The following is a 21,688-nucleotide window of genomic DNA, read 5'->3' as shown; positions in this document are numbered from 1 at the left end:
CCGAACTTCGCGGGAGTGCGCCATGGCCGACCGGTACCAGCAGTTCACCTCGTCCCCGTTCGGGCGGCACATCGCCCGGCGGCTCGGCCTGCCCATTCCGACGCCGCTGCGGCGCCACCAGCCGGGCGAGCCGATCGTCGCCGGTCCGGTGCTGGTCGGCGGCGCGGCGGGTTCCCGGCTTGGCGCGGCGATCACCGCCACCGTCGACGCCGTCCAGGCGAAGGTGCACGGCACGCCGGTCGACGGCGAGCGCTACGCCGCGCTGGTCTTCGACGCGACCGGCATCGACAGCAGTACGCGTCTGCACGAGCTGTACGACTTCTTCGGGCCCGTGATCCGGCAGGTCGACCGCTGCGGCCGGGTGATCGTGCTCGGCACCCCGCGGCACCACGACCCGCGGGTGTCCGCCGCGCAGCGCGCGCTGGAGGGATTCGTCCGCAGCGTCGGCAAGGAGCTCAGGCGCGGCGCGACCGCCCAGCTGGTGCACGTCGCAGAGGGTGCCGAGAACGCGGTGGAGTCGACGCTGCGGTTCCTGCTCTCGGCGAAGTCCGCGTACGTGTCCGGGCAGGTGATCCGGATCGGCGCGGCCGAGATCCCGCGGGTCGACTGGGAGAAGCCACTGCGCGGCCAGGTCGCGCTGGTCACCGGCGCGTCGCGGGGCATCGGCGAGGCCATCGCCGAGACGCTGGCCCGCGACGGTGCGCACGTGGTGTGCCTCGACGTGCCCGCGCAGGGCGGTGCGCTGGCCGAGGTGGCCAACCGCATCAGCGGGTCCGCGCTCCAGCTGGACATCACCGCCGAGGACGCCGCGAACCGCATCGCCGAGCACTGCGCGCAACGCCACGGCCGCCTGGACGTGGTGGTGCACAACGCGGGCATCACCCGGGACAAGACGCTCGGCCGCATGACCCGGCAGCAGTGGGACGCGGTGCTCGCGGTCAACCTGACCGCCCAGGAACGGATCAACGAGTTCCTGCTGGCCGACTTCGCGCCGGTCCGGCCCACCCGGTTCGTCGGCGTCGCCTCGATCAGCGGCATCGCCGGGAACGTCGGCCAGACCAACTACGCGGCGTCCAAGGCGGGCGTGATCGGGCACGTGCAGGCCACCGCCGGGATCGCGGCCGGTCGCGGCGCGACGATCAACGCGGTGGCGCCGGGCTTCATCGAGACCCGGATGACCGCGGCGGTCCCGCTGTTCGTGCGCGAGGCGGGGCGCCGGATGAACAGCATGTCCCAGGGCGGGCTGCCGGTGGACGTCGCGGAGACCATCGCCTGGTTCGCCAACCCCGCCTCGGCCGGCGTGAACGGCAACGTGGTGCGGGTCTGCGGCCAGAGCCTCCTCGGCGCCTGATCGGAAACGGAGAACCTCGCGATGCCGGAAGTGAGCACCACACCGAAGCTTTCCGCGCTGTATGTCAGGGCCGTGGCCACCGGGCCGGGCCGGCGCGGCGACCAGCTGCCCGGCACCGAGTACGTGCGCCGCGACATCGAGATCGACCGCGAGCACCTCGCCGACTACGCGCGGGTGTGCGGCTTCGGGCTGCGCGACGAGCTGCCGATCACCTACCCGCACGTGTTGGGCTTCGGCCTGTCACTGCGGCTGATGACCGACCCGGATTTCCCGTTCCCACTGGTCGGCCTGGTGCACGTGGCCAACACCATCGAGCAGCGGCGGCCGCTACTGGTGACCGACGTGCTGACGCAACGGGTGCGGGTGGCGGACCTGCGGCCGCACCCGAAAGGGCGGCAGTTCGACGTCATCACGGAGACCAGCCTCGGTGGCGAGGTGGTGTGGCGGGAGGTGAGCACCTACCTGCGCCGCGGCGAGGCGTCCGGGAAGGGCGGGGCGGACCGGCGGCCGGACCTGGCCGGGGAACCGACGGCGACCTGGCGGGTTCCCGGCGACACCGGCCGCCGGTACGCGGCGGTGTCGGGCGACCGCAACCCCATCCACCTGCATTCGTTGCCGGCCAGGGCGTTCGGCTTCCGCCGCGCCATCGCGCACGGCATGTGGTCGAAAGCGCGCTGCCTGGCGGCCTTCGCGGAGCGGTTGTCCGCGGCGTGCGCGGTGGCGGTGGAGTTCCGCGCACCGCTGCTGCTGCCCGCCACGGTGGACTTCGCCGCCCGGCGGGTGGACGCGGGGTGGGACTTCGCGCTGCGCTCCCGGTCGGGGAAACCGCACCTGCTGGGGTCAGCGCGCGTTCCCGGGTGACCACGAGCGGCCCTCAACGAGGTCTCCGAAGCCCATCCAGACCATGTTCATCAGCCGCATCGCCATGCCGTCCGCGGTGTGCTCGGGGTTGTGCAGCCACCACTCCACCAGCGCCTCCCCGGCGCCGACGAGGGCGGCCGCGAACGGCTCGGTCTGCTCGACCCGCATGGGCTGTGCCGAGTCCACCGTGGCCTGCGCCAGCAGCGCCGCGATCAGGCGTGTCGCACGCTCCCGCCACTGCGACAGCTCGCTGACGAACGGCTCGCCCTGGAGGTTGGCCTGCCGGTGCAGCACGGCCCAGCCGGACTGGTTGTGCTGCACGTACTCGAAGAACACCTGCAGTCCCCGCCACAGCTGCTCGGCGGGGCTGAGCCCGGCCTCCACGGCCGCGCCGATCGCCTCGATCAGCCGGGTGGCCTCGCGCCGGATGCAGGCGACGAACAGCTCGTCCTTGGCGCCGAGGTAGGCGTAGAGCATCGGCTTGGAGATGCCGGCGACATCGGCGATCTCGTCCATCGAGGCGTTGTGGAAGCCGTGCGTGGCGAAGACCTCGACCGCGGCGTCCAGGATCTGCCGCTCGCGCACCGCCCGCGGCAGGCGCCGCGTCCGGGGGCGGTCGCTGTCCTGACGATCGACCATTTCTCCTCTAACGCTGGTCCTTTCCGGTCAGGCTAGATCAGACCAGATCGATTCCGCGCACTTGTCAGCGAACCTACTGGTCCGTAGACTTACTCATGAGTAGGTAAGGGAGGGGCCTGATGCCGCAACCCGCATCCAACCCGATCGCCGCGCTCGGCGAGCTCGACCCGAAGAAGGTCGACACGGAGGAGTTCGTCGCCCTGCTGGAAGCAGCCTCCGAAGTCGCCGGAAGTGGCGAGGCGAACCTCGGCGCGCTGCGCCCCGAGCAGTTCGCGCGGCTGATCTCGCGCGCTTCCGACGACCAGATCCAGGCCGTCATGGCACGCCCCGAACTGCGCGAACGCATCCTCGACGAGGTGTTCCGCCGGATGGGCGAGCACTACCAGCCGGACCGGGCGGGCCGGACCGAGGCCGTGGTGCGCTGGCGCATCGGCACCGGCGACGACCTGCTGCGCTACGAGTGCGTACTGGCCGACGGCCGGTGCGAGGTGAACAAGGACCCGCACCACGCGCCGCGCGTGACGATCACCGTGCCGCCCGCGGATTTTTTGAAACTGGCCTCCGGCAACGCCTCGGCGCCCATGCTGTTCATGACGGGCAGGCTCAGGGTCGCCGGTGATCTCGGCTTCGCCGCGGGCCTGAGCAAGCTGTTCCAGATCCCCAAGGCATGACAGGACGGCCATGACATTCTCCCTGGAACTGAGCGAGGAGCACCGGGAACTGCGCGACTGGGTGCACGGCTTCGCCGAGCAGGTCATCCGACCGGCCGCGCGGGAGTGGGACGAGCGCGAGGAAACCCCGTGGCCGATCATCCAGGAGGCCGCCAGGATCGGGCTCTACGGCTTCGAGACACTGGCCACCTTCTGGGCCGACGACACGGGCCTGTCGCTGCCGATCGCCAACGAGGAGCTGTTCTGGGGTGACGGCGGCATCGGCATGGCGATCTTCGGCACCACCCTCGCCGTCGCGGGGATCTTCGCCGCGGGCACGCCCGACCAGCTCGCCGAGTGGGTGCCGCAGTGCTACGGCGACGCCGACGACCCGAAGGTCGCGGCGTTCTGCTCCTCCGAGCCCGGCGCCGGATCCGACGTCGCGGCGATGCGCACCCGCGCGGTCTACGACGAGGCCACCGACGAGTGGGTGCTCAACGGGCAGAAGGCGTGGGCGACCAACGGCGGCATCGCCAACGTGCACGTGGTGCAGGCCGTGGTGGACCCGGAGCTCGGTTCGCGCGGACAGGCCGCGTTCGTCGTGCCACCCGGCACGAAGGGCCTGGAGTCGCCCGGCAAGATCCGCAAGCACGGCCTGCGCGCCTCGCACACCGCGGACGTGTTCCTCGACGACGTCCGCATCCCCGGCCGCTGCCTGCTGGGCGGCAGGGAGAAGCTGGACGAGCGGCTGGCCCGCGCCCGGGAGGGAACCAAGGCCAACAGCCAGGCCGCGATGAAGACCTTCGAGCTGTCCCGCCCGACCGTGGGCGCGCAGGCGGTGGGCATCGCGCGGGCCGCCTACGAGACCGCGCTGGAGTACGCGCAGCAGCGGGAGACCTTCGGCCGGCCGATCATCGAGAACCAGTCGATCGCGTTCACCCTGGCCGACATGCGCATGGAGATCGACGCGGCGCGCCTGCTGGTGTGGCGAGCGGCATGGCTGGGCCGCAACGGCGGCTTCACCGCGGGCGAGGGCTCGATGTCCAAGCTGAAGGCGGGCCGGGTGGCCACCTGGGTGACCGAGCGGGCCATCCAGATCCTCGGCGGTAACGGCTACACCCGCGAGTTCCCGGTGGAGCGGATGCACCGCGACGCCAAGATCTACGACATTTTTGAAGGCACCGAGCAGATCCAACAGTTAGTGGTGGCCAGGGCCATATCCGGCCGTCACATCGCCTGAGAACGCGAACGCTGGGCCGTCGCTGGGCCGTGGGAGGATCACGCGGCGGCTAGCTCTACATGATCAAGGTGCGCCGCCTGCGGCGGCGCACGGCGGGCGGTGGCTCGCTCGGTGCTGCGCTCCAGCCTCGCGGCTGTTCTCGCACCGGCGGCCCCGCCCGCCCTTGTCGGAATAAGGAAGACATACCTTCTTCCATCATCGCCCCGTACGAGCTGGCCTCCTGCGGTGCTTCACGCCTGGATCTCCGAAGCTGCTCGTCCACCAGGTCCTCAACAGCCAACCGCGGACTCACGTCCTGGCTTGAGCACCAATGGCCCGACCGGTAGCCGAACCGACCACCCCAGAGATCAGCGCGCACCAGTCCCACCGAGCGCCGAGGTGGCCAAGTTGGGTACGTGGTCGGGGCGCTCGCTGCCGCGCCGCTTCCGGTCCTCGGGCCTGGCGGCCACTGCGGTCCGGGTCGGCTTGCCAACTGCAAATCGGGGTCGCCTTGTCGGGGGCACAGGGGAAGATCACGAGTTGTCGAACACCCGTCACCCACCGCAAGGGGGACCGCGTGAGCCAGCTCGAAGAACTCCGCTCCCTACTCGCCGGAATCGCCGATGACCTCTATGCCGATCAGCTCACCGCGATTGCCGAACGCCTCACCGAGACCTCCACCGACCTCACCAACGCCCTCACCGGCAGCGCCAACGAACACGCCCACAGCGCCGACCAGGACACCGCCGCCGCAGCCAACCAGGCGACCAAGTGCGCCCGAGCCGCCGCCGAGGCAGCCGCAGACCTGCGCACCTACGCAGAACACCTGTGAGGGCAGGCCCGATGTCCCGACTCGAAGACCTCGCCGCCCGCCTATCCGCCATCCTCGCCGCCCTGCCCACCGACCAACTCACCCACGCCCGCCACACGCTCCACCAGGCCGCCGAGCGTGTGGCGACTGCGGGCGAGGACAGCCAAAACGAACTACTCCAGCGAGCCTTTCAACGGCTGCACGATGCCGCCCAGCACGCCGACCAGGCCGCCGCGAAGCTCCGCACAGCCGCAGAACACCTCACCGCCTACCTCGCCGACACCATCGGCATCGCAGCCCCGGACACCAGCTCATGGAGGCCGCCCAGCTACCAGCCGAACATGGACGCACCGGCCCACCCCGCACCACTTCACCGCCGCCACCTCGACGCCTTGCCAAAGCGGCCCAACCGACGCAGCCCCACGCACGCCGTACTCACCACGACTGACGGCACCAAACTCCACGAGGTCAACAGCGGCATAAGCGGACCGGGAGAAGGAGGCCCCGAACTCCGAGATCGCTGGAGGAACTTCGCGGTCGCCACCCAACACGCCGAAGGCCACGCCGCCGCGCTCCTGCGAACAAGCCTGCGCAAGCAGGGCATCACCGAAGCCACCCTGTATGTCAACAACCGGCCGTGTCCGGGACGATTTGGCTGCGACGCCACCTTGCCCGGACAACTGCCGAAAGGAACCCGACTGACCGTCTACTGGCCGGGCGGACACCGGGTTTACGAGGGAACAGGAGAAGGAACCGAGCCATGACCGCGTTTTCCGTGCTCTACCACCCCGACGAGCCACCGGCCGAAGTCACCACCGCCGAAGAACTCGACCAACTCCTTCACCAGGTCGACGCAGACGCCATCGCAGAAGCAATTCCGACCTACGTCGAGATCACCGACCCCGACCAACAGCGCGCCCTCCATATCGGCCTCGGCCGCCCCGACAAGATCAGCTCACTGACCTTCTACGACACCGAAAGCGTGACGACCAGCATCACAACCCTCAGCCCAACGGAAACGCCGTCCGAAGAATGGGCATTCGACTTCGGCGGTACCTGGACCCACGCCCCGCGAGACTCCGCCATCCCAACCGGCGACGCAATCCGGTCCGCCCGCGAATTCCTCACGACAGGCCAACGACCCACCAACGTCGAATGGCAGACGCCCGAGTACGGAGACCCGAGCAGCCCGCCCCAACACTGACCGGCCCTCCGCAGACGCCACGCGCTGGGCCGTCGCTGGGCCGTGGGACGTCGAGAGCGGGTGAGAACCACCGAGACACGGTGAGCACGTTTTCGCAGGTAAACAAGGCTCTTCCCAAGAAGCTTGCTGGTCTGCTCGGTGCCGCGCAAGATCTACGACATCTTCGAAGGCACCGAGCAGATCCAGCAGTTGGTGGTGGCCAGGGCCATTTCCGGGCGGCATATCGCCTGAGCTGATCCCCGCATGTTCCGTCCGCCACGGCGCGCGGACGGAACATGCGGGCGTCGATCGTGGCGATTATGCGCCGTATGTGCGCAGTAACCCCGGCGCCGGACCGAGGAGCCGCCAGCCGATGACCACGTTGACAGCTGCACGCAGGGTCCACACAGCCGTGGAGTGGTACTGCCAGGACGCCAGCACGGGGGCAACGCGCTACGCGCGGTGCGCTGGCGGCGCCCACGCGACACCTGCCGCCATTTCCTTGTCCCGACAAAGGCGGGCGGGGCCGCGTGATCCTCCCACGGCTCAGCGCTCGCGTGAAGACCCGAGCCGCCCGCCCCAACACTGACCTGCCCCTACCAGCCGCGATCAAACCACGCCGGGTGCAGCCGCAGCGGTATGGGGTGCCGACCGGTGGGGTGTACGTGGCCGGGGAGCCCGTCCAGGCGGAGAATGACAACGCGGTCCATGACGGCCTCTCAAGTCGGGTGCTTGCCCCGGGATGGACTTTCCCAAGTTTGCCTTGAACGCGGCGCAGCCCGGGAGCGCTGGCTCAGCCGATCACGGGCGAGCCGGGGCCGAGGTGGGTCGGTGCCCGCGCGGCGGTTCCGCCGCTGGCGTGGCTGCGGGCCGCGGGGGAGTGGCGGCCCGCGCCACCTGGGATCAGCGCCAATGGGTCACGAACTGGCCGTGGTTCCAGCCACCGTGGCAGACGAAGGTGTTGAAGTCGAGCGCGACGACCCGACCGCCGCCCCACCAGCACTCGCGCGCCGAGGTGCTCCATGGATCCGCGAGCGCGGGAGCGGCGGTGGCCAGCATGATCCCGAGCCCGAGGCCGGAGGCGGCAAGAGCCTTCTTGACGCGGTTACCCATGATCTGTCTCCCTTCGGGGGTGCCGGGACACCGTGCCCCGGCACCGGAATGATCTGCACCACCGGCCCACCGTCGCCGCCCGATTAGTCCGGGTGGGCGGGTTATCGCCCGGCTGCGCGACCCCCGGCCGGACCGGCGTCGCCAGTCGTGGCTGCTGGGCCGTGCGGGCGACCGGCGGAACACGCTCCGCGATTGATCCGTTCGCGCCCGGGACTGAACGATCAGTCACCGAGTGTGTCGATCGAGGCGCGTCGGACGCTGCCCGGCACCACCGGAATCGATCAATGGGGTGACGGCCGCCCGGATCAGGAGTGGCGCTCGCCACGGTGCGGAATTGCACAAACAGTCCCCGCGTTGCGCCGAGAAGGTGCAGGATTCCGTGGGTCCCTGCGCCGGACCACTGGGCAGGGTGCACCATGAACACTCGTCCGAAAGGATGAATGTCGGTGGCGCCGGGTCACCGTCCCGCCGCGCACGTCCCCAGGACGTGCGCGGGTGTGGGCCGGTGCCCGCGCCGCACGAGCTCAGCGGGGAGGGCTCGACGCCGGACGCGGCGGGCGAGCAGCTCGCGGCGGCCCGGCCGCAGCTTCGAGATGAACGGGAGGGCGAAGCGGTGAGGAACACCACGCCTGATCTGGAGACACCGATCTTCCGGGAACTGAACAAGGAGCTCGGCGAGCTGCCGGAGATCGACATCCACGACTTCGACAAGCACGCCTTCGACTTCCTCCGCGAGTACGACGAGCAGAAGGCCGCCGCGGACAAGGCCCAGTCGACCGAACAGGCCGAGCCGGTGGCCGCGTCGACGGGCGCGCACCGCGGCGGCCGCCGCCGCAAGGACGACTGAGCCGCCCCGCGCTGTCGGTGACTCCTGCCACGATGCGCGCATGACGACGTGGCAGGAGTTCGCAGCAGAAGCACCGGAACTGGCCGCGGCGGTCCGAAAGCGGTTCGCGGCGGCTCGACACCACGTGCTGGCCACCGTGCGCCGGGACGGATCGCCGCGGGTCAGCGGCATCGAGGTCGCGTGGCGGGGCCCGGACCTCACGCTCGGTTCGATGCCCGGCTCCCGCAAGGCGCTCGACCTGCTTCGGGACCCCCGCTGCGCACTGCACGCCAACCCCGGTGACGGCTCCATGGCCGATCCGGACGTGAAGGTGTCGGGCCGGGCGGTGGAGGTCACCGGTGCCGAACACCGCGCGTGGGTGGCGGAGGTCCAGCCGCCGAGCGAGGACTCGCACCTGTTCCGGCTGGACCTGACCGAGGTGGTCAGCACCGGCGTGGCCGACGACCAGACCCACCTGGTGATCCGGCTCTGGCGTCCTGGCCAGGGCGTCCGGACCTTCCGGCGCGCCTGACCCCGCTGCCGCTAGTAGGTGATGGCCATGGCGGGGTCGGCGAGGATCGCGCCCACGTCCGCCAGGAACCGGGACCCCTGCTGGCCGTCGACCACCCGGTGGTCGAAGCTCAGCGCCAGCTGGCACACCTTGCGCGGCACCACCTGGCCGTCGACCACCCAGGGCATGTCACGAACCGCGCCCAGCGCCAGGATCGCCGACTCGCCCGGGTTGAGGATGGGCGTGCCGGTGTCCACACCGAACACCCCGACGTTGGTGATCGTGATCGTGCCGTTCACCATGTCCGCCGGTGGCGTGGTGCCCGCGCGGGCGTTGGTGGCCAGCCGCTCCAGCGCCTCGGCCAGTTCCCGCAGCGACATCCGGTCGGCGTCGCGGACCTTGGGCACCACCAGACCGCGCGGCGTGGCCGCTGCGATGCCGAGGTGCACGTAGTCCTTGTAGACGATCTCGCCGGCGGCCTCGTCCCAGGTGGCGTTGACGTCCGGGGTGCGTCGCACCGCCAGGCACACCGCCTTGGCCGCGAACGCCAGCGGCGTCAGCTTGACGTCGCGGAACTCCGGGTGCGACCGGAGCCGCTCCCGCAGCTCCATCATCGGTGTGACGTCGACCGTCAGGAACTCGGTGACGTGCGGCGCGGTGAACGCGCTGTCCACCATCGCCCGCGCGGTCGCCTTGCGGACGCCCTTGATCGGCTCCCGCCGCTCCCGCCCGGCGGCGGGTTGCTCGACTCGCTGCGCGCCGCTGGCGGCCGACTGCACGTCCTCGCGGGTGATCACACCACCCGATCCGGAACCGGACAGGGCGTGCAGGTCCACCCCGAGGTCCTTGGCCAGCTTGCGCACCGGGGGCTTCGCCAGCGGCACGTAGCCGCCCACCGACCGGCCCGGCTCGGGCGCCGGCCTCGGCGCCGGTGCGGGCGGTTCCGGTCGGGCCGGTGCCGCCACCGCGGCGACCCGCCGGTCCTTGCGCGGCCGCCGCTTGACGCTGCCGGTGCGCGGGCCGTAGCCGACGAGCGTGGCGATCCGCCCGTTGGACTCCTCACCGAGCCTGCCGCCGCCCGCGGACTCCGCGGCGGGTTCCGCCGCCGCCCCACCCGACAGGTCGATCGCGATGATCGGCGTGCCGACCTGCACCGTCTGGCCCGGTTCGGCGAGCAGTTCGCGGACCGTGCCCGCCCACGGGCAGGGCAGTTCCACCGACGCCTTCGCCGTCTCGATCTCCACGATCACCTGGTTCACGGTGACGGTGTCGCCGGGCTTGACCCGCCACCCCAGGATCTCCGCCTCGGTCAACCCCTCGCCGACGTCGGGCAGCGGGAAGTGCTTGAGTGCCATCGATCGACTCCCTCAGTACGCCAGTGAACGGTCGACTGCGTCCAGCACCCGGTCAAGGTCGGGGAGGTAGTCCTCCTCGAGCTTGCTCGGCGGGTAGGGCGTGTCGAAGCCCGTCACGCGCAGCACCGGCGCCTCCAGCGAGTAGAAGCAGTCCTGCTGCACGCGGGTGGCGATCTCCGAGGTGATCGACGCCTCCGACGGGGCCTCGCTGACCAGCACCAACCGCCCGGTCCGGCGCACCGATTCGTAGACCGGATCCAGGTCCAGCGGGGACAGCGTGCGCAGGTCGATGACCTCCAGCTCCCGACCGTCCTCGGCGGCGGCGGTGGCCGCGTCGAGGCAGGTACGCACCATCGGCCCGTAGGCGGCCACGGTCACCGCGGAGCCCGGCCGCACCACGCGGGAGCTGAACAGCGGGATCGGCGGCGTGGTCGGGTCGAGCCTGGCCTTCTCGTAGTAACGGCGCTTCGGTTCGAAGAACAACACCGGGTCGTCGCAGTCGATGGCCTGCTGGAGCATCCAGTAGGCGTCCACCGGGTTGGAGCAGGACACCACCTTGAGCCCACCGATGTGCGCGAAGAACGACTCCGGGGACTCCGAGTGGTGCTCGACGGCGCCGATGCCGCCGCCGAACGGCACCCGCACCACGACCGGCATCTTCACCCTGCCCTGGCTGCGGAAGTGCAGCTTGGCCAGCTGGGAGACGATCTGGTCGAAGCCGGGGAAGATGAACCCGTCGAACTGGATCTCGCACACCGGTCGGTAGCCGCGGATGGCCAGGCCGACCGCGGTGCCGATGATGCCGGACTCGGCCAGTGGGGTGTCCAGCACGCGGTGCTCGCCGAAGTCCTTCTGCAGGCCGTCGGTGATCCGGAAGACGCCGCCGAGCTTGCCGACGTCCTCCCCCATGACCAGCACCTTCGGGTCGCGCTCCAGTGCGGCGCGCAGGCCCATGTTCAGCGCCTTGGCGATGGTGACGGTCTGGGTGCCGGACGTGGCGGTCGGACGTTCCAATGCGGGCGCGGCCATCAGCGCACACCTCCTGCCATCGCCTCGTCTGCGAACCCGGCCAGGTACCGCAGGTAGTCCTCGCGCTGGGCGGCGAGCTGCGGCGTTTCCTCGGCGTACACCTCGGAGAAGATCCGCTCGGGGGGTGGGTCGGGCATGGTGAAGCAGAACTCGCGCAGCCGCGCGGCGAGCTCGTCGGCCTCGGCGTCGACGCCGTCGAAGAAGTCCTGGTCGGCGAACTGCTCGCGGACCAGGTGCACCCGGAGCCGCTCGATCGGGTCCTTGAGCTTCCACGCCTCCTGCTCGTCGGCCAGCCGGTAGCGGGTCGGGTCGTCGGAGGTGGTGTGCGCGTCCATGCGGTAGGTGAACGCCTCGATCAGCACCGGGCCGTTGCCCTGGCGGCACTCGTCCAGCGCCCACCGGCTGACCGCGAGGCTGGCCAGCACGTCGTTGCCGTCGACGCGAATGCCGGGGAAGCCGTAGCCGCTGGCGCGCTGGTACAGCGGCACGCGGGTCTGGCGCTCCAGCGGTTCGGAGATCGCCCACTGGTTGTTCTGGCAGAAGAACACCAGGGGTGCGTCGTAGACCGCCGACCACACCATGGCCTCGTGCACGTCGCCCTGGCTGGTGGCGCCGTCGCCGAAGAACACCATGGTGGCCTCGCCGTCCGGGTCGCCGACCTTGCCGTCGAAGCGCTGGCCCATGGCGTAGCCCGCGGCGTTCAGGCACTGGTTGCCGATGACGATCGTGTAGAGGTGGAAGCGGGTGGCGGTGGGGTCCCAGCTGCCGTGGTCGGTGCCGCGGAAGATACCGAACAGCTCGGTCGGGTCGATGCCCCGGCACCAGGCCACGCCGTGCTCCCGGTAACTGGGGAAGGCCATGTCCTGTGGCTGCAGCGCGCGGCCGGCGCCGATCTGGGCCGCCTCCTGGCCGAGCAGCGGGACCCAGATGCCCAGCTGGCCCTGCCGCTGCAGCGCGTTGCCTTCCCGGTCGGCGCGGCGGACCAGCACCATGTCGCGGTACAGGTCACGCAGGTCCGCGTCGGAGATGTCGATGTCGAAGTCCGGGTGCTCGACCCGCTGGCCTTCGGGGGTGAGGAGCTGGACGAGGTCAGCTCCGCCTTCGCTCGTGGCACGCAAACCGGCGATCACCTGCTCCCGTGTGGGTTTGGCTGCGGTGGCAGGGGGCCCGGCGGTGCCTTCGGTCGTGGGTCGCGTCCAGTGCTCGGGGGACATGTGTGTTCTCCTCGTGTCCGCGTCGGCCCACCTCGCTTGTGGCGTGGTGTCCGACAACTGCATCCCGCCGCCCCGGTGGGTCACCCGGGCGGCCGCGGCGCAGCGATGGATCGCTCTCCGCCATCCTGGCACGAAACCGGGCGTTTTCGTGACCCCTGCCACAGGGATTCCGCGTGGCCGGAACTCGACCGGCGTCCTCCCGCGAGATCACCGTAGAACCCTGTCGATCACGGCAAAACCGCAGGTCATCGAAGTAATGGAGGTCCGACTAACGCGGCCTGGACCATCGCGCTCCCGACTGTGCCGCCAACGGTGCACAAAACTGCACGAATGAGACAGACTGAACGCGTGGCCGAGTTCCCGAATCCGCTCTCGTTGCCCGACGAGATCGCCCTGCTCATGCACAAGGACAACGGGACGTACTACGTCAGCGCGAACCCGAACACGGCCGCGGCAGCGGCGGAGATCGGCGAGTTGGCGTTGCGCGACCGGGTCGAGGTGCGGGGCACCGCGGTTCGGCTGCTCGACGCGGGGTGGAGCGGGCTGCCGTGGATGGACCGGCTGCTGGCTGAGCTGCAGCAGCGGGCCGGGCCGGACAACCAGCCCGTCGACCTCACCTGGTGGCTGCCCGGACGCACCAGTGCGTTCCAGGTGCACCGGCAGGTGCTCGTCGAGCAGGGCCTGCTGCGGCGCGAGCATCGGAAGTTCCTCGGGGTGCTGCCCGACGACCGCTACTACCCCGATCGGGCGACCCGCGACCAGCTGGTGGCGGAGTTACGCGAGCTGGCTGCCGGAACACGGCCGGTCGACGGGCGGCTGGCGCTGCTGAGCGCGTTGACCGTGCGCAGCGGGCTCGCCTACATGCTGGACCTCAACCGGGCCGAGCGGGCCGAGCTGCGGACCACCGCCGAGCGGGAGGACCTGGGTGAGGCCGTCGGCGCGGCGGTGGCAGCGACGCTGGCCGCCATCACCGCGGTTCCGGCGATCATCGTCTCGGCGGGCGGCTGAGCGGCCAGCACTCCGTGCCCGCGCGGATTTCCTGCGCTGGGCAGTTCCGGACAGCTCCGGGCGGGCGTCGGGAGCGGGCATAGGATCGCGGCGTGGATCGTGCAGCCGTGACCAACACCGTTGACCGGGCGTGGGAGGAATCGGTCCTGCCGAGCCTCGCCGACCTGGTGAAGATCCCGGCGATCTCCCCCGCGTTCGACGCCGGCTGGGCCGCCGCCGGGCACCTGGACGCCGCCATCGAGCACGTGCGGGCGTGGATCTCGGCCCGCGACATCCCGGGCGCCGGGATCGAGGTCGTGCGGCTGCCCGAGCGCACCCCGCTGCTGCTCGTGGACATCCCGCCCACCGACGGCGTGGCCGACTCGACCGTGCTGCTCTACGGCCACCTCGACAAGCAGCCGCCGCTCGGCGGTTGGTCGCCAGGGCTCGGCCCGTGGACCCCGGTGGCGCGCGACGGCCGGCTGTACGGCCGCGGCGCCGCCGACGACGGGTACGCCGGGTACGCGGCGATCACCGCGATCGAGGCGGTCCGCGCGAACGGCGGCGCGCACGCGCGCTGCGTGGTGCTGCTGGAGACCGGTGAGGAGTCCGGCAGCCCGGACCTGCCCGCCTACCTGGAGCACCTGTCGGACCGGCTCGGCGAGGTGTCCCTGGTGGTGTGCCTGGACTCCGGTGCGGGCGACTACGACCGGTTGTGGCTGACCAACTCGCTGCGCGGCCTGGTGCAGCTGGAGCTGCGGGTGCGGGTGCTCGACAGCGGGCTGCACTCGGGGATCGCCAGCGGCATCGTGCCCAGCTCGTTCCGTGTGCTGCGACAGCTGCTGGACCGGGTGGAGGACTCCGCCACCGGCGAGGTCCTGGTGCCGGAGCTGAACGTGGAGATCCCGGCGAACCGGGTCGCCGAGGCGCGGGCGGCGGTCGAGGCCGCGCCGGGCCTGGTGCGCGGCTCGGTGCCGTGGCTGGAGGGTGTGCGCCCGGTGTCCGAGGACGAGGTCGAACTCGCCCTGAACAGCACCTGGCGGCCGACGCTGTCGGTGATCGGCGCCGACGGGCTGCCCCTGCCGGCCGACGCGGGCAACGTGCTGCGGCCACACACGACGGTGCTGCTGAGCTTCCGGCTGCCGCCGACCGCCGACGCCGAGGCGGCGCTGCGCGCGCTGCGGGAGACGCTGACCACCGACGTCCCGTACGGGGCGGAGGTGACCTTCGGCCACACCGAGACCGGGCCGGGCTGGAACGCGCCGGACCCGGCGCCGTGGCTGGTGACGGCGTTGGACCGGGCGAGTGACGAGGTGTTCGGCGCGGCATGGCGGACCATGGGCCTCGGCGGCTCGATCCCGTTCATGGGGCTGCTGCATGACGCCTACCCGGACGCCCAGTTCGTGGTCACCGGGGCGTTGGGCCCGGGCAGCAACGCGCATGTGCCGGACGAGTCGTTGAACCTGGCGTTCGCGGCCAAGGTCACCTCGGCGATCGCCTACGTCCTCGACGCCCACGCCCACCGCTGACGCCCCCGCGCGCACGGCCCCGGCGGGCTCGCTGCTCGCCCGCCACGCCGAGTCTCCGCGGTCAGCGCTTGGGCATGAGGATCCAGAGCACGATGTAAAACACGAACTGCGGACCCGGCAGCAGGCAGGACAGCAGGAACAGGACCCGGACGGTGAACGGCTTCATGCCGAACCGCCGGGCCAGTCCGGCGCAGACACCCGCGATCATCGCCTCGTCTCGCGGCCGGGCAAGGGGCATTCGGTACGTTGTCATGCCTCCAGGTTCCCCGCCACGGCGGCCCGCCGCACCAGGGGCGAACCCCGAAATGTCCCTGGCCCGCCGTCTCGAACCTCCCGGGGACGGCGGGGACTACCGGCGCGGTACCAGGTGCCCTCCGCTGTTCGGGCACAGCTCGCCGCGGCGTCCCCGCCACGGCCACACGAACCGGTCCCGCGCCCCGTCCAGAAAACCGCCGCACGGGTCGTCCACTGCGCCCGCGGGACGCTCGCCGCGCGCCGCCAGCGCGACGCGGACCTTGTCCTCCGCCGGTCGCAGGACCTCACGGACCACCAGCACGCACAGCGCGACCACCACGGCGTCGCGGATGACGACCGCGCCGAGGAACCAGCCCTCCGGTAGGCCCTTGTTCCCGGTGCCCAGGTAGTAGTACATCCGCGGCGCCCACACCGCCGCATCGACCAGCATCCACCCGAGCAGCAGCCGCCAGCGGGGGATCGCCAGCACCGCCAGCGGCACCAGCCACAGCGAGTACTGCGGGCTCCACACCTTGTTGGTCAGCAGGAACGCCGCCACCACCAAAAAGCACAGCTGCGCCAGCCGCGGCCGCGTCGGCGCGGCCAGCGCGAGCCAGGCGATCCCCGCGCAGGCCGCCAGGAACAGCAGGAGGCTGACCAGGTTCAGCACCACCGGAACCTGCCCGTCGGCCAGCGGCCCGTCGAAACCGGCCCAGCCGGTGAAGTGCATCAGCACGTTGTAGAGCGAGTCCGGGTCGGCGGGCCGCTCGGCGTTCAACCGGAAGAACTCCCGCCACCCCGCCGGGTACAGCAGCAGGATCGGCAGGTTGACCGCCAGCCACGCCACGGCGGCCGCCAGCACGGACCGCATCGCCTCGGTCAGCTTCCCGGCACGCAGCGCCAGCACCAGCAGCGGGCCGAGGAAGAACAGCGGGTACAGCTTCGTCGCCCCGCCGAGACCGATCAGCACCCCGGCCAGCACCGGTCGGCGCCGCGACCACGCGAGCAGCCCCGTGGTGCCCAGGGCCGCGGCCAACGCGTCGAAGTTGGTGAAGGCGTGCACGAAGACCAGCGGCGAGACGGCGGCCAGCGCGGCGTCCCAGAGCCGCCGACGGCACAGCAGCACCAGCGCCCAGACGGTCACCAGCCAGGCCGCGGCCAGCCAGAACGCCGAGATGTTGAAGTAGAGCACGGTGATCATGCCGCCGGGCAGCCAGCCGAACCCGGCCAGCGTCGCCCACCCGTCGGCGACCCGCGCGTTGACCCACTGGAACAGCCCGGTGAGCACCGGGTACTCCATGTACCGCACCTTCTGCTGCGGCGTGCCCGGGTTCTCCAGCCAGGCGGTCTTGTAGGGGAAGGCGGTGTCCGGAGCGAGATCGCCCATCCCGTAGCGCGGGATGATGTCCGTGTAGCACATCGCCGTGTACTGGCGGTGGTCGCGCCAGTCCAGCTGCGGTCCGTTGCCGGTGTCGTGGGTGACCTGGCAGGGGGCCTTGAACAGCCACGCGGCGGCCAGCATCAGCACCGCGAGCAGCAGCACCACCCGCAGCGGGGTCCAGAACCACTGCCGCCCCACCTGGGCGTGGCGGCCCATCCGGCCGCCGAAGGGGCGGCTGAGCGCCCACGCCAGCGGCTCGGTCCAGGTCGGCACCACCCGGTCCGCGGGGCCGAGCGAGTCGCTGTCCACCGCGGCGCTGGGACGGTTGCCGGGCGACGGCGGGTCGGTGCTGGTGGGCTCGCTCGACGTGGACACGACCGGATGCTACTTGGGCCCCGGACAGCGGCAGGGGCACCCGCCGACCGCGGATGCCCCTGCTGCGCTACCGAGTCCTCGTTCTCGTCGGTGCCACGTGGTTCGGCGGACCGGAGTCCCCGTCACCGTCGTCACCGCCGGTGTCGTCGCACGGCGGCTCCAGCCAGCCCCCGCAGTCGTCACCGGGCCGCGGCCGGCTGTGCGTGGGCCGGTCCGGCTTGTCCGACTCGCTCGAATCATCGTCCTCCGAGGTCGGCGGATTCGAGGTGGTCGACGGCTGGGTCGTCGGCGCCGGCGGCGGGGGCGGCGGGGTGTCCTCGAACTGGCCGATCTTCTCCCCGGTGGGCAGCGGCATCACCTTCTTGCCCTTGAGGTAGTCGTTCATGAACTTCTGCCACACCTTGGCCGGCAACCCACCGCCGTAGAAGCTCTCGCCGTTGGCGTCCTCCAACGGCTTCGGGCCGTTGTCGTCGTTGAGCATCGCCACCGCCGTGGAGATCTGCGGGGTGGCGCCGATCATCCACGCGTTCTGGTTCTTGGTGGTGTTGCCCCACTGGTGGGTCCCGGTCTTGGACACCACCGGCCGGTTGCCGCTCAGCGGCGCCTTGGAGTGCTCGGCGACCCTCGTCAGGGTCTGCCCGACGTTGAAGGCCATGTCCTTGCTGGTCTCCTCGTCGCCGTAGGCCGGCTCCGGTTCGGGAACGTCCAGGTCCAGCTTGCCCGTCTCCGGGCTGGTCACCTCCGCCACGAAGTGCGGCTTGACCCGCTGGCCCTCGTTGACGAACGTCGCGTACGCGGCGGCCATGTCGACCGGGCGCACCGGGTACATGCCCAGCGCGATACCGGCCTCGGTCACGCCGTTGTCGTTGGCGAGCTTCGTGGACTCCGGGATGCCCGCCTGGTGCGCGGCCTTCGCGACGTTCGACGCCCCGATCTGGTTGGCGAGGTTGACGAAAACCGTGTTGACCGACTTGGTCATGGCCTCACGAATGCCGCAGTGCTCCGGCACGTCGCACCTGACGCCCGGCGCGTTGGCGAACTCGGTCCCGGCGATGGTCTGCGGCGAGCTGCCGTCGTAGGTCTCGCCGATGCCCCGGCCCTTCTCCAGACCGGCGAGCACGACGAAGGGCTTGAACGAGGAGCCCGGCTGCTGCGGCCGGCTGGCCCAGTCCAGGTCGCCGACGGTCTTCTTCGAGCCGTAGTAGGCCAGGACGCCACCGTTCTTGGGGTCCACCGCGACCAGCGACGTGCGCAGCGACTCGGGCTCGTCATCCATCACCGCGTGGACCGCGGCCTCGGCCTTCTGCTGCGCCTCCGGGTCGATGGTGGTCCGGATCGTGTAGCCGCCGCGGGAGAGCGCGCTCGCGGAGAGGTCGTGGCCCTCCAGTTCGTCCTTGATGGCCTCCCAGATGGCGTCCTGTTCGGGCGTGAGCCTGTTGTTGGACTTCCACTCCGAGCGGGGCAGCGTCTCGGGCATCCGCATGGTCTGCCGCTCGCCGGGCTGCAGGAACCCGTTCCTCTCCATCTGCTCGACGACGTAGTTCCAGCGCGTGGTGGCCTGTTCCAGGTCCACGCGGGGGTCGTTGTCGCGCGGGCGCTGCACCATGCCCGCCAGCATGGCCGCTTCCGCCGCGTTGAGCTCGCTCGGCTTCTTGTTGAAGAAGGCGCGCGACGCAGCGGTGATCCCGTCCGCGCCGCGGCCGTAGTACGCGGTGTTCAGGTACGCCAGGAGGATGTCGTCCTTCTCGCGCTGTTGCGTCATCTTGAACGCGAGGACGACTTCCTTGATCTTGCGGACGTACGTCGGGTCCTTCTTGTTCAGCTCCAGGTCCAGCTTGATGAACTGCTGGGTGATCGTGGAGCCGCCGCCGACACCCGAGCCGGTCACCAGGAAGTAGACCGAGCGGGCGATGCCCATGAAGTCGAAGCCGGGGTTGGTGCGGAACGTGGCGTCCTCGGCAGCGATGGTGGCGTTACGCATCACCTCGGAGACGTCGTTGATGTTCTTGACGATCTCCCGCGAGCCCTTCGGCTCGACGCGCGCGAGCGGAGCGCCGTTGGCGTACTGCAGCTCGATCGGCCGGGCCGCGCTCATCACCTTGGCCTCGTCCGGCACGTCCCAGGCGAGGTAGCCGTAGATGAAGACCGCGACCGGGAGCAGCACCACGCACGCGACGGCGACGTAGCAACAGCGCCGGACGCGCCGCCACAGCTTCCGGCGCCTGGCCTGCTTGGCGCTCATCTCGTCGTCCTGGTCGGCGAGGTCGTCCGGATCTCGGTCGTCGCCGTCGTAGTCGCCATCGAGATCGTTCCGATCGTCGTCGTAGCTGGGGTACGGGTCGTCGACCGGGTGGTCGTCGGCGTAGTAGTCGTAGGTGCTGCCCTGCTCCTGGTGCGTGAGCAGCTGCGGCTCCCGGGGCGGGACCGGGTCGCCGCCCCGGACAGCACCACCCGCGGCACCAGCCATCCCGGCACCCGCCGCGGCCGCCGCAGCACCCCCGGAGGGACGCCGGTCGTCGTCCGCCGGGGTCTGCGGGATGTGCTGGGTCGGCTGTTCGTCGCCCGGCGGTGGCGGCGGCTGCCGGTTCTGCTGCGGGCCGGGCCGCGGCCCCTGCCGCGGACCAGCGGGCGGCGCCGCGGCGTAGGTGGTGGGCAGGTCGAGCGTGCGGCCCCCGCGGTTGTCCGTCGGCGCGTCACCGCCGTTCAACCGTTTGGCCAGGTCCGGTTGGTCATCGTCGTCGAACGACGGCGTCCAGGCATCGGTGCGCTCCTGCGCGGGCTCGCCGCCCGGCCGAGGTGCGTGCTGGCCCGGCGGCGGCACCGGTGGGTGCTTCTGGGTGTCCTGGATGTCCGGGTTCTCGGCCGGCCACTGCGGACCGCCGGGCGGCGGAGCGGGCCGCCGGGCAGGCCCGCCGGGCCTCGTTTCCGCGCCCGGCCACGCCGGACCGCCCGCGCCGGGACCGGGCGCGGGTCGCTGCGGAGGCCGACCCGGGTCACCGCCGGGGCGCGGCGGTCCGGGACGCGGCGGCGGTGGTGGGGTGCCTCGACCATCGGGGTGCGGCCTTGGGCGGCGGCCTGGGGAGTGGTCGTCGCGCTCGTCGTTCACGAGTGGGCCTCCAGGACAGGCGTCATCGGACGCCGGGTGATGCGTTCACGTCGGGAGTGCGCCGCACCGGGCGCGCTCGGTCGCGTCGGGGCACGGCCGAGGTCACTCTGCTGCAGTCTTGCGCCGGGACCGGCCGTCGTTCAAGCCACCGGTTCCGAGGACGTAGGACTGCACCAGGTGGTTCCAGTTACATGTGCGGCATACCTCTACGACGTAGACGTTGAACTCCTCAAACATGGTCGCCATCCGGTCGAGCTCCTCCGGGGCGCGCGCCGAACCGGACGCGTGCTTGAGGGCGTCGCCGAAAACCCAGGACACGAGGGTCAACGGCTCCTTCCGGCACACCGGGCAGGGAATCCCGCTCGGTTCACCATGGAACTCCGCCGCCCGCAGCAGGTACGGATCGGCGTCGCAGACCTCCATCACCCCGACCCGGCCAGCGTGGACCTCCGCGAGCAACGCTCGGCGCTGCAACGCGTAATCGACCACCTGCCGTTGGGTCTGCACGACCACAGGGTACGTGTCCACCGCGACTGCTCCATGCGCCGTTCAGGGCAGCCCCGGCCGCCGTCCTCCGCCGCCGTGACGACGACCACTGCGGCGGCAGTTCACAAGACGTGCGCCGATATATCGGCGCGATATACTCCTGCACGTGGCCTGCGGACTCGCTCCGGTGCGGGGATGCTGCCACCGCTGATCTGGGTCGGGCGCTGGATTCCGGGAGGTGCGGATGCTCGAACTCGCCGTGCTCGGGTTCCTGCACGAAAGCCCGATGCACGGCTACGAGCTGCGGAAGCGGTTGCACGACACGCTCGGCGCCTTCCGCGCCCTGTCCTGCGGAACTTTGTACCCGACGTTGCGGCGGTTGCTACGCGCCGGGTTGATCGAAGAGGAGCCCGAGACCGCCGGGCAGCGCGGGTGGGGACGCCGGGCCCGGCGCGTGTACCGCATCACGGCCGCCGGGAGAAGCCGCTTCGCCGAGCTGGTCGGCGAGTGCGGGCCGCAGTCCTGCGAGGACAACGCGTTCGGCGTGCACGTGGTGTTCTTCTCCCGCACCCCGGCCGAGGTCCGGCTGCGGATTCTGGAGGGACGCCGCCGTCGTGTCGAGGAGCGCCGGGAGGGCCTGCGCAGCGCGCTCGCCCGCGCCGACCGGTTCGACCGCTACACACGGGAGTGGCACCGCCTGCGGCTCGACCACAGCGAGAACGAGGTCCGCTGGCTCGACCAGATCATCGAACACGAGCGCGCCGAGCAGGCTGCTGCGGCGCTCGGGCACGAAGTGCAAGGACACGACAGATGACCAAGAAGGAGGGC

The 21,688-nt window shown here is 71.0% G+C and carries 21 protein-coding genes; 12 read left to right on the top strand and 9 right to left on the bottom strand.

The genetic code is table 11. The features are described from left to right. Positions 1–22: 22 nt before the first annotated feature. Positions 23–1,351 carry a 3-oxoacyl-ACP reductase gene (locus tag IEY17_RS10290; RefSeq protein ID WP_188987082.1) on the top strand — a complete coding sequence of 443 codons (1,329 nt, stop codon included), beginning with the start codon at positions 23–25 and terminating at the stop codon, positions 1,349–1,351. Between the two features lie 21 nt (positions 1,352–1,372). Continuing rightward, entirely contained in the window at positions 1,373–2,212 is an 840-nt protein-coding gene (locus IEY17_RS10285; protein WP_188987081.1) for a MaoC/PaaZ C-terminal domain-containing protein, read from the top strand. Here IEY17_RS10285 and IEY17_RS10280 read toward each other — a convergent pair. After that, a complete protein-coding gene (locus tag IEY17_RS10280; RefSeq protein ID WP_188987080.1) occupies positions 2,192–2,851 on the bottom strand; it encodes a TetR/AcrR family transcriptional regulator in 660 nt (219 codons plus the stop codon). The two genes, IEY17_RS10285 and IEY17_RS10280, sit on opposite strands and share 21 nt — an antisense overlap. Before the next feature lie 119 nt (positions 2,852–2,970). Between IEY17_RS10280 and IEY17_RS10275 the strand changes: the two genes are divergently transcribed. From IEY17_RS10275 to IEY17_RS10255, 5 genes are all read left to right on the top strand, one after another. After that, positions 2,971–3,522, top strand: coding sequence for an SCP2 sterol-binding domain-containing protein (locus IEY17_RS10275; RefSeq protein WP_188987079.1), 552 nt, complete (start codon positions 2,971–2,973; stop codon positions 3,520–3,522). Positions 3,523–3,532: 10 nt separating this feature from the next. After that, on the top strand, positions 3,533–4,741 hold the full coding sequence (locus tag IEY17_RS10270; RefSeq protein ID WP_188987078.1) for an acyl-CoA dehydrogenase family protein: 1,209 nt from the start codon (positions 3,533–3,535) through the stop codon (positions 4,739–4,741). A 556-nt stretch (positions 4,742–5,297) separates the two neighbouring features. Beyond that, the gene (locus tag IEY17_RS10265; RefSeq protein WP_188987077.1) at positions 5,298–5,552 is read left to right on the top strand and encodes a hypothetical protein; all 255 of its coding nucleotides are present in this window, start codon (positions 5,298–5,300) and stop codon (positions 5,550–5,552) included. 11 nt (positions 5,553–5,563) lie between these two features. Then, on the top strand, positions 5,564–6,295 hold the full coding sequence (locus IEY17_RS10260) for a DddA-like double-stranded DNA deaminase toxin (RefSeq protein ID WP_188987076.1): 732 nt from the start codon (positions 5,564–5,566) through the stop codon (positions 6,293–6,295). Continuing rightward, a complete protein-coding gene (locus tag IEY17_RS10255) occupies positions 6,292–6,735 on the top strand; it encodes an Imm1 family immunity protein (RefSeq protein WP_188987075.1) in 444 nt (147 codons plus the stop codon). Before IEY17_RS10260 ends, IEY17_RS10255 begins: the two co-directional genes overlap by 4 nt. Positions 6,736–7,617: 882 nt before the next feature. Here the strand turns inward: IEY17_RS10255 and IEY17_RS10250 are convergent. Further along, entirely contained in the window at positions 7,618–7,827 is a 210-nt protein-coding gene (locus IEY17_RS10250) for a hypothetical protein (RefSeq protein ID WP_188987074.1), read from the bottom strand. Between the two features lie 505 nt (positions 7,828–8,332). Between IEY17_RS10250 and IEY17_RS10245 the strand changes: the two genes are divergently transcribed. Both IEY17_RS10245 and IEY17_RS10240 read left to right on the top strand, forming a co-directional pair. Continuing rightward, on the top strand, positions 8,333–8,674 hold the full coding sequence (locus tag IEY17_RS10245) for a hypothetical protein (RefSeq protein WP_229679997.1): 342 nt from the start codon (positions 8,333–8,335) through the stop codon (positions 8,672–8,674). A 40-nt stretch (positions 8,675–8,714) separates the two neighbouring features. Then, complete coding sequence (locus tag IEY17_RS10240) at positions 8,715–9,185, top strand: pyridoxamine 5'-phosphate oxidase family protein (RefSeq protein ID WP_188987073.1); 471 nt, start codon at positions 8,715–8,717, stop codon at positions 9,183–9,185. An 11-nt stretch (positions 9,186–9,196) separates the two neighbouring features. Here IEY17_RS10240 and IEY17_RS10235 read toward each other — a convergent pair whose 3' ends face one another. From IEY17_RS10235 to pdhA, 3 genes are read right to left on the bottom strand one after another with little or no spacing between them, the layout of a single operon-like run. Further along, positions 9,197–10,519, bottom strand: a complete 1,323-nt coding sequence (locus IEY17_RS10235; protein ID WP_188987072.1) for a dihydrolipoamide acetyltransferase family protein — start codon at positions 10,517–10,519, stop codon at positions 9,197–9,199. A gap of 12 nt (positions 10,520–10,531) precedes the next feature. Beyond that, a complete protein-coding gene (locus IEY17_RS10230; RefSeq protein ID WP_188987071.1) occupies positions 10,532–11,548 on the bottom strand; it encodes an alpha-ketoacid dehydrogenase subunit beta in 1,017 nt (338 codons plus the stop codon). Next, the gene (gene pdhA / locus IEY17_RS10225; protein ID WP_188987070.1) at positions 11,548–12,762 is read right to left on the bottom strand and encodes a pyruvate dehydrogenase (acetyl-transferring) E1 component subunit alpha; all 1,215 of its coding nucleotides are present in this window, start codon (positions 12,760–12,762) and stop codon (positions 11,548–11,550) included. The genes IEY17_RS10230 and pdhA overlap by 1 nt, the downstream gene beginning before the upstream one ends. Positions 12,763–13,092: 330 nt before the next feature. Between pdhA and IEY17_RS10220 the strand changes: the two genes are divergently transcribed. Next, on the top strand, positions 13,093–13,770 hold the full coding sequence (locus tag IEY17_RS10220; protein ID WP_188987069.1) for a GOLPH3/VPS74 family protein: 678 nt from the start codon (positions 13,093–13,095) through the stop codon (positions 13,768–13,770). A gap of 92 nt (positions 13,771–13,862) precedes the next feature. Next, entirely contained in the window at positions 13,863–15,278 is a 1,416-nt protein-coding gene (locus tag IEY17_RS10215) for a M20/M25/M40 family metallo-hydrolase (RefSeq protein ID WP_188987068.1), read from the top strand. A gap of 61 nt (positions 15,279–15,339) precedes the next feature. Here IEY17_RS10215 and IEY17_RS10210 read toward each other — a convergent pair whose 3' ends face one another. From IEY17_RS10210 to IEY17_RS10195, 4 genes are all read right to left on the bottom strand, one after another. Next, positions 15,340–15,531 carry a PspC domain-containing protein gene (locus IEY17_RS10210; protein WP_188987067.1) on the bottom strand — a complete coding sequence of 64 codons (192 nt, stop codon included), beginning with the start codon at positions 15,529–15,531 and terminating at the stop codon, positions 15,340–15,342. 96 nt (positions 15,532–15,627) lie between these two features. Continuing rightward, entirely contained in the window at positions 15,628–17,268 is a 1,641-nt protein-coding gene (locus tag IEY17_RS10205; protein WP_373289865.1) for a glycosyltransferase family 87 protein, read from the bottom strand. Between the two features lie 67 nt (positions 17,269–17,335). Beyond that, positions 17,336–20,374, bottom strand: a complete 3,039-nt coding sequence (locus tag IEY17_RS10200; RefSeq protein ID WP_188987066.1) for a transglycosylase domain-containing protein — start codon at positions 20,372–20,374, stop codon at positions 17,336–17,338. A 102-nt stretch (positions 20,375–20,476) separates the two neighbouring features. After that, positions 20,477–20,881, bottom strand: a complete 405-nt coding sequence (locus tag IEY17_RS10195) for a DUF5318 domain-containing protein (RefSeq protein ID WP_229679996.1) — start codon at positions 20,879–20,881, stop codon at positions 20,477–20,479. Positions 20,882–21,104: 223 nt separating this feature from the next. On the opposite strand from IEY17_RS10195, the gene IEY17_RS10190 reads away from it, so the two are divergent. Then, positions 21,105–21,674 carry a PadR family transcriptional regulator gene (locus tag IEY17_RS10190; RefSeq protein WP_188987065.1) on the top strand — a complete coding sequence of 190 codons (570 nt, stop codon included), beginning with the start codon at positions 21,105–21,107 and terminating at the stop codon, positions 21,672–21,674. The last annotated feature ends 14 nt before the right edge of the window (positions 21,675–21,688 follow it).

Origin of the sequence: Saccharopolyspora thermophila (genome assembly GCF_014646075.1) — a bacterium.
Taxonomy (GTDB): domain Bacteria; phylum Actinomycetota; class Actinomycetes; order Mycobacteriales; family Pseudonocardiaceae; genus Saccharopolyspora; species Saccharopolyspora thermophila.
This window is presented reverse-complemented; position numbering and strand designations above follow the sequence as displayed.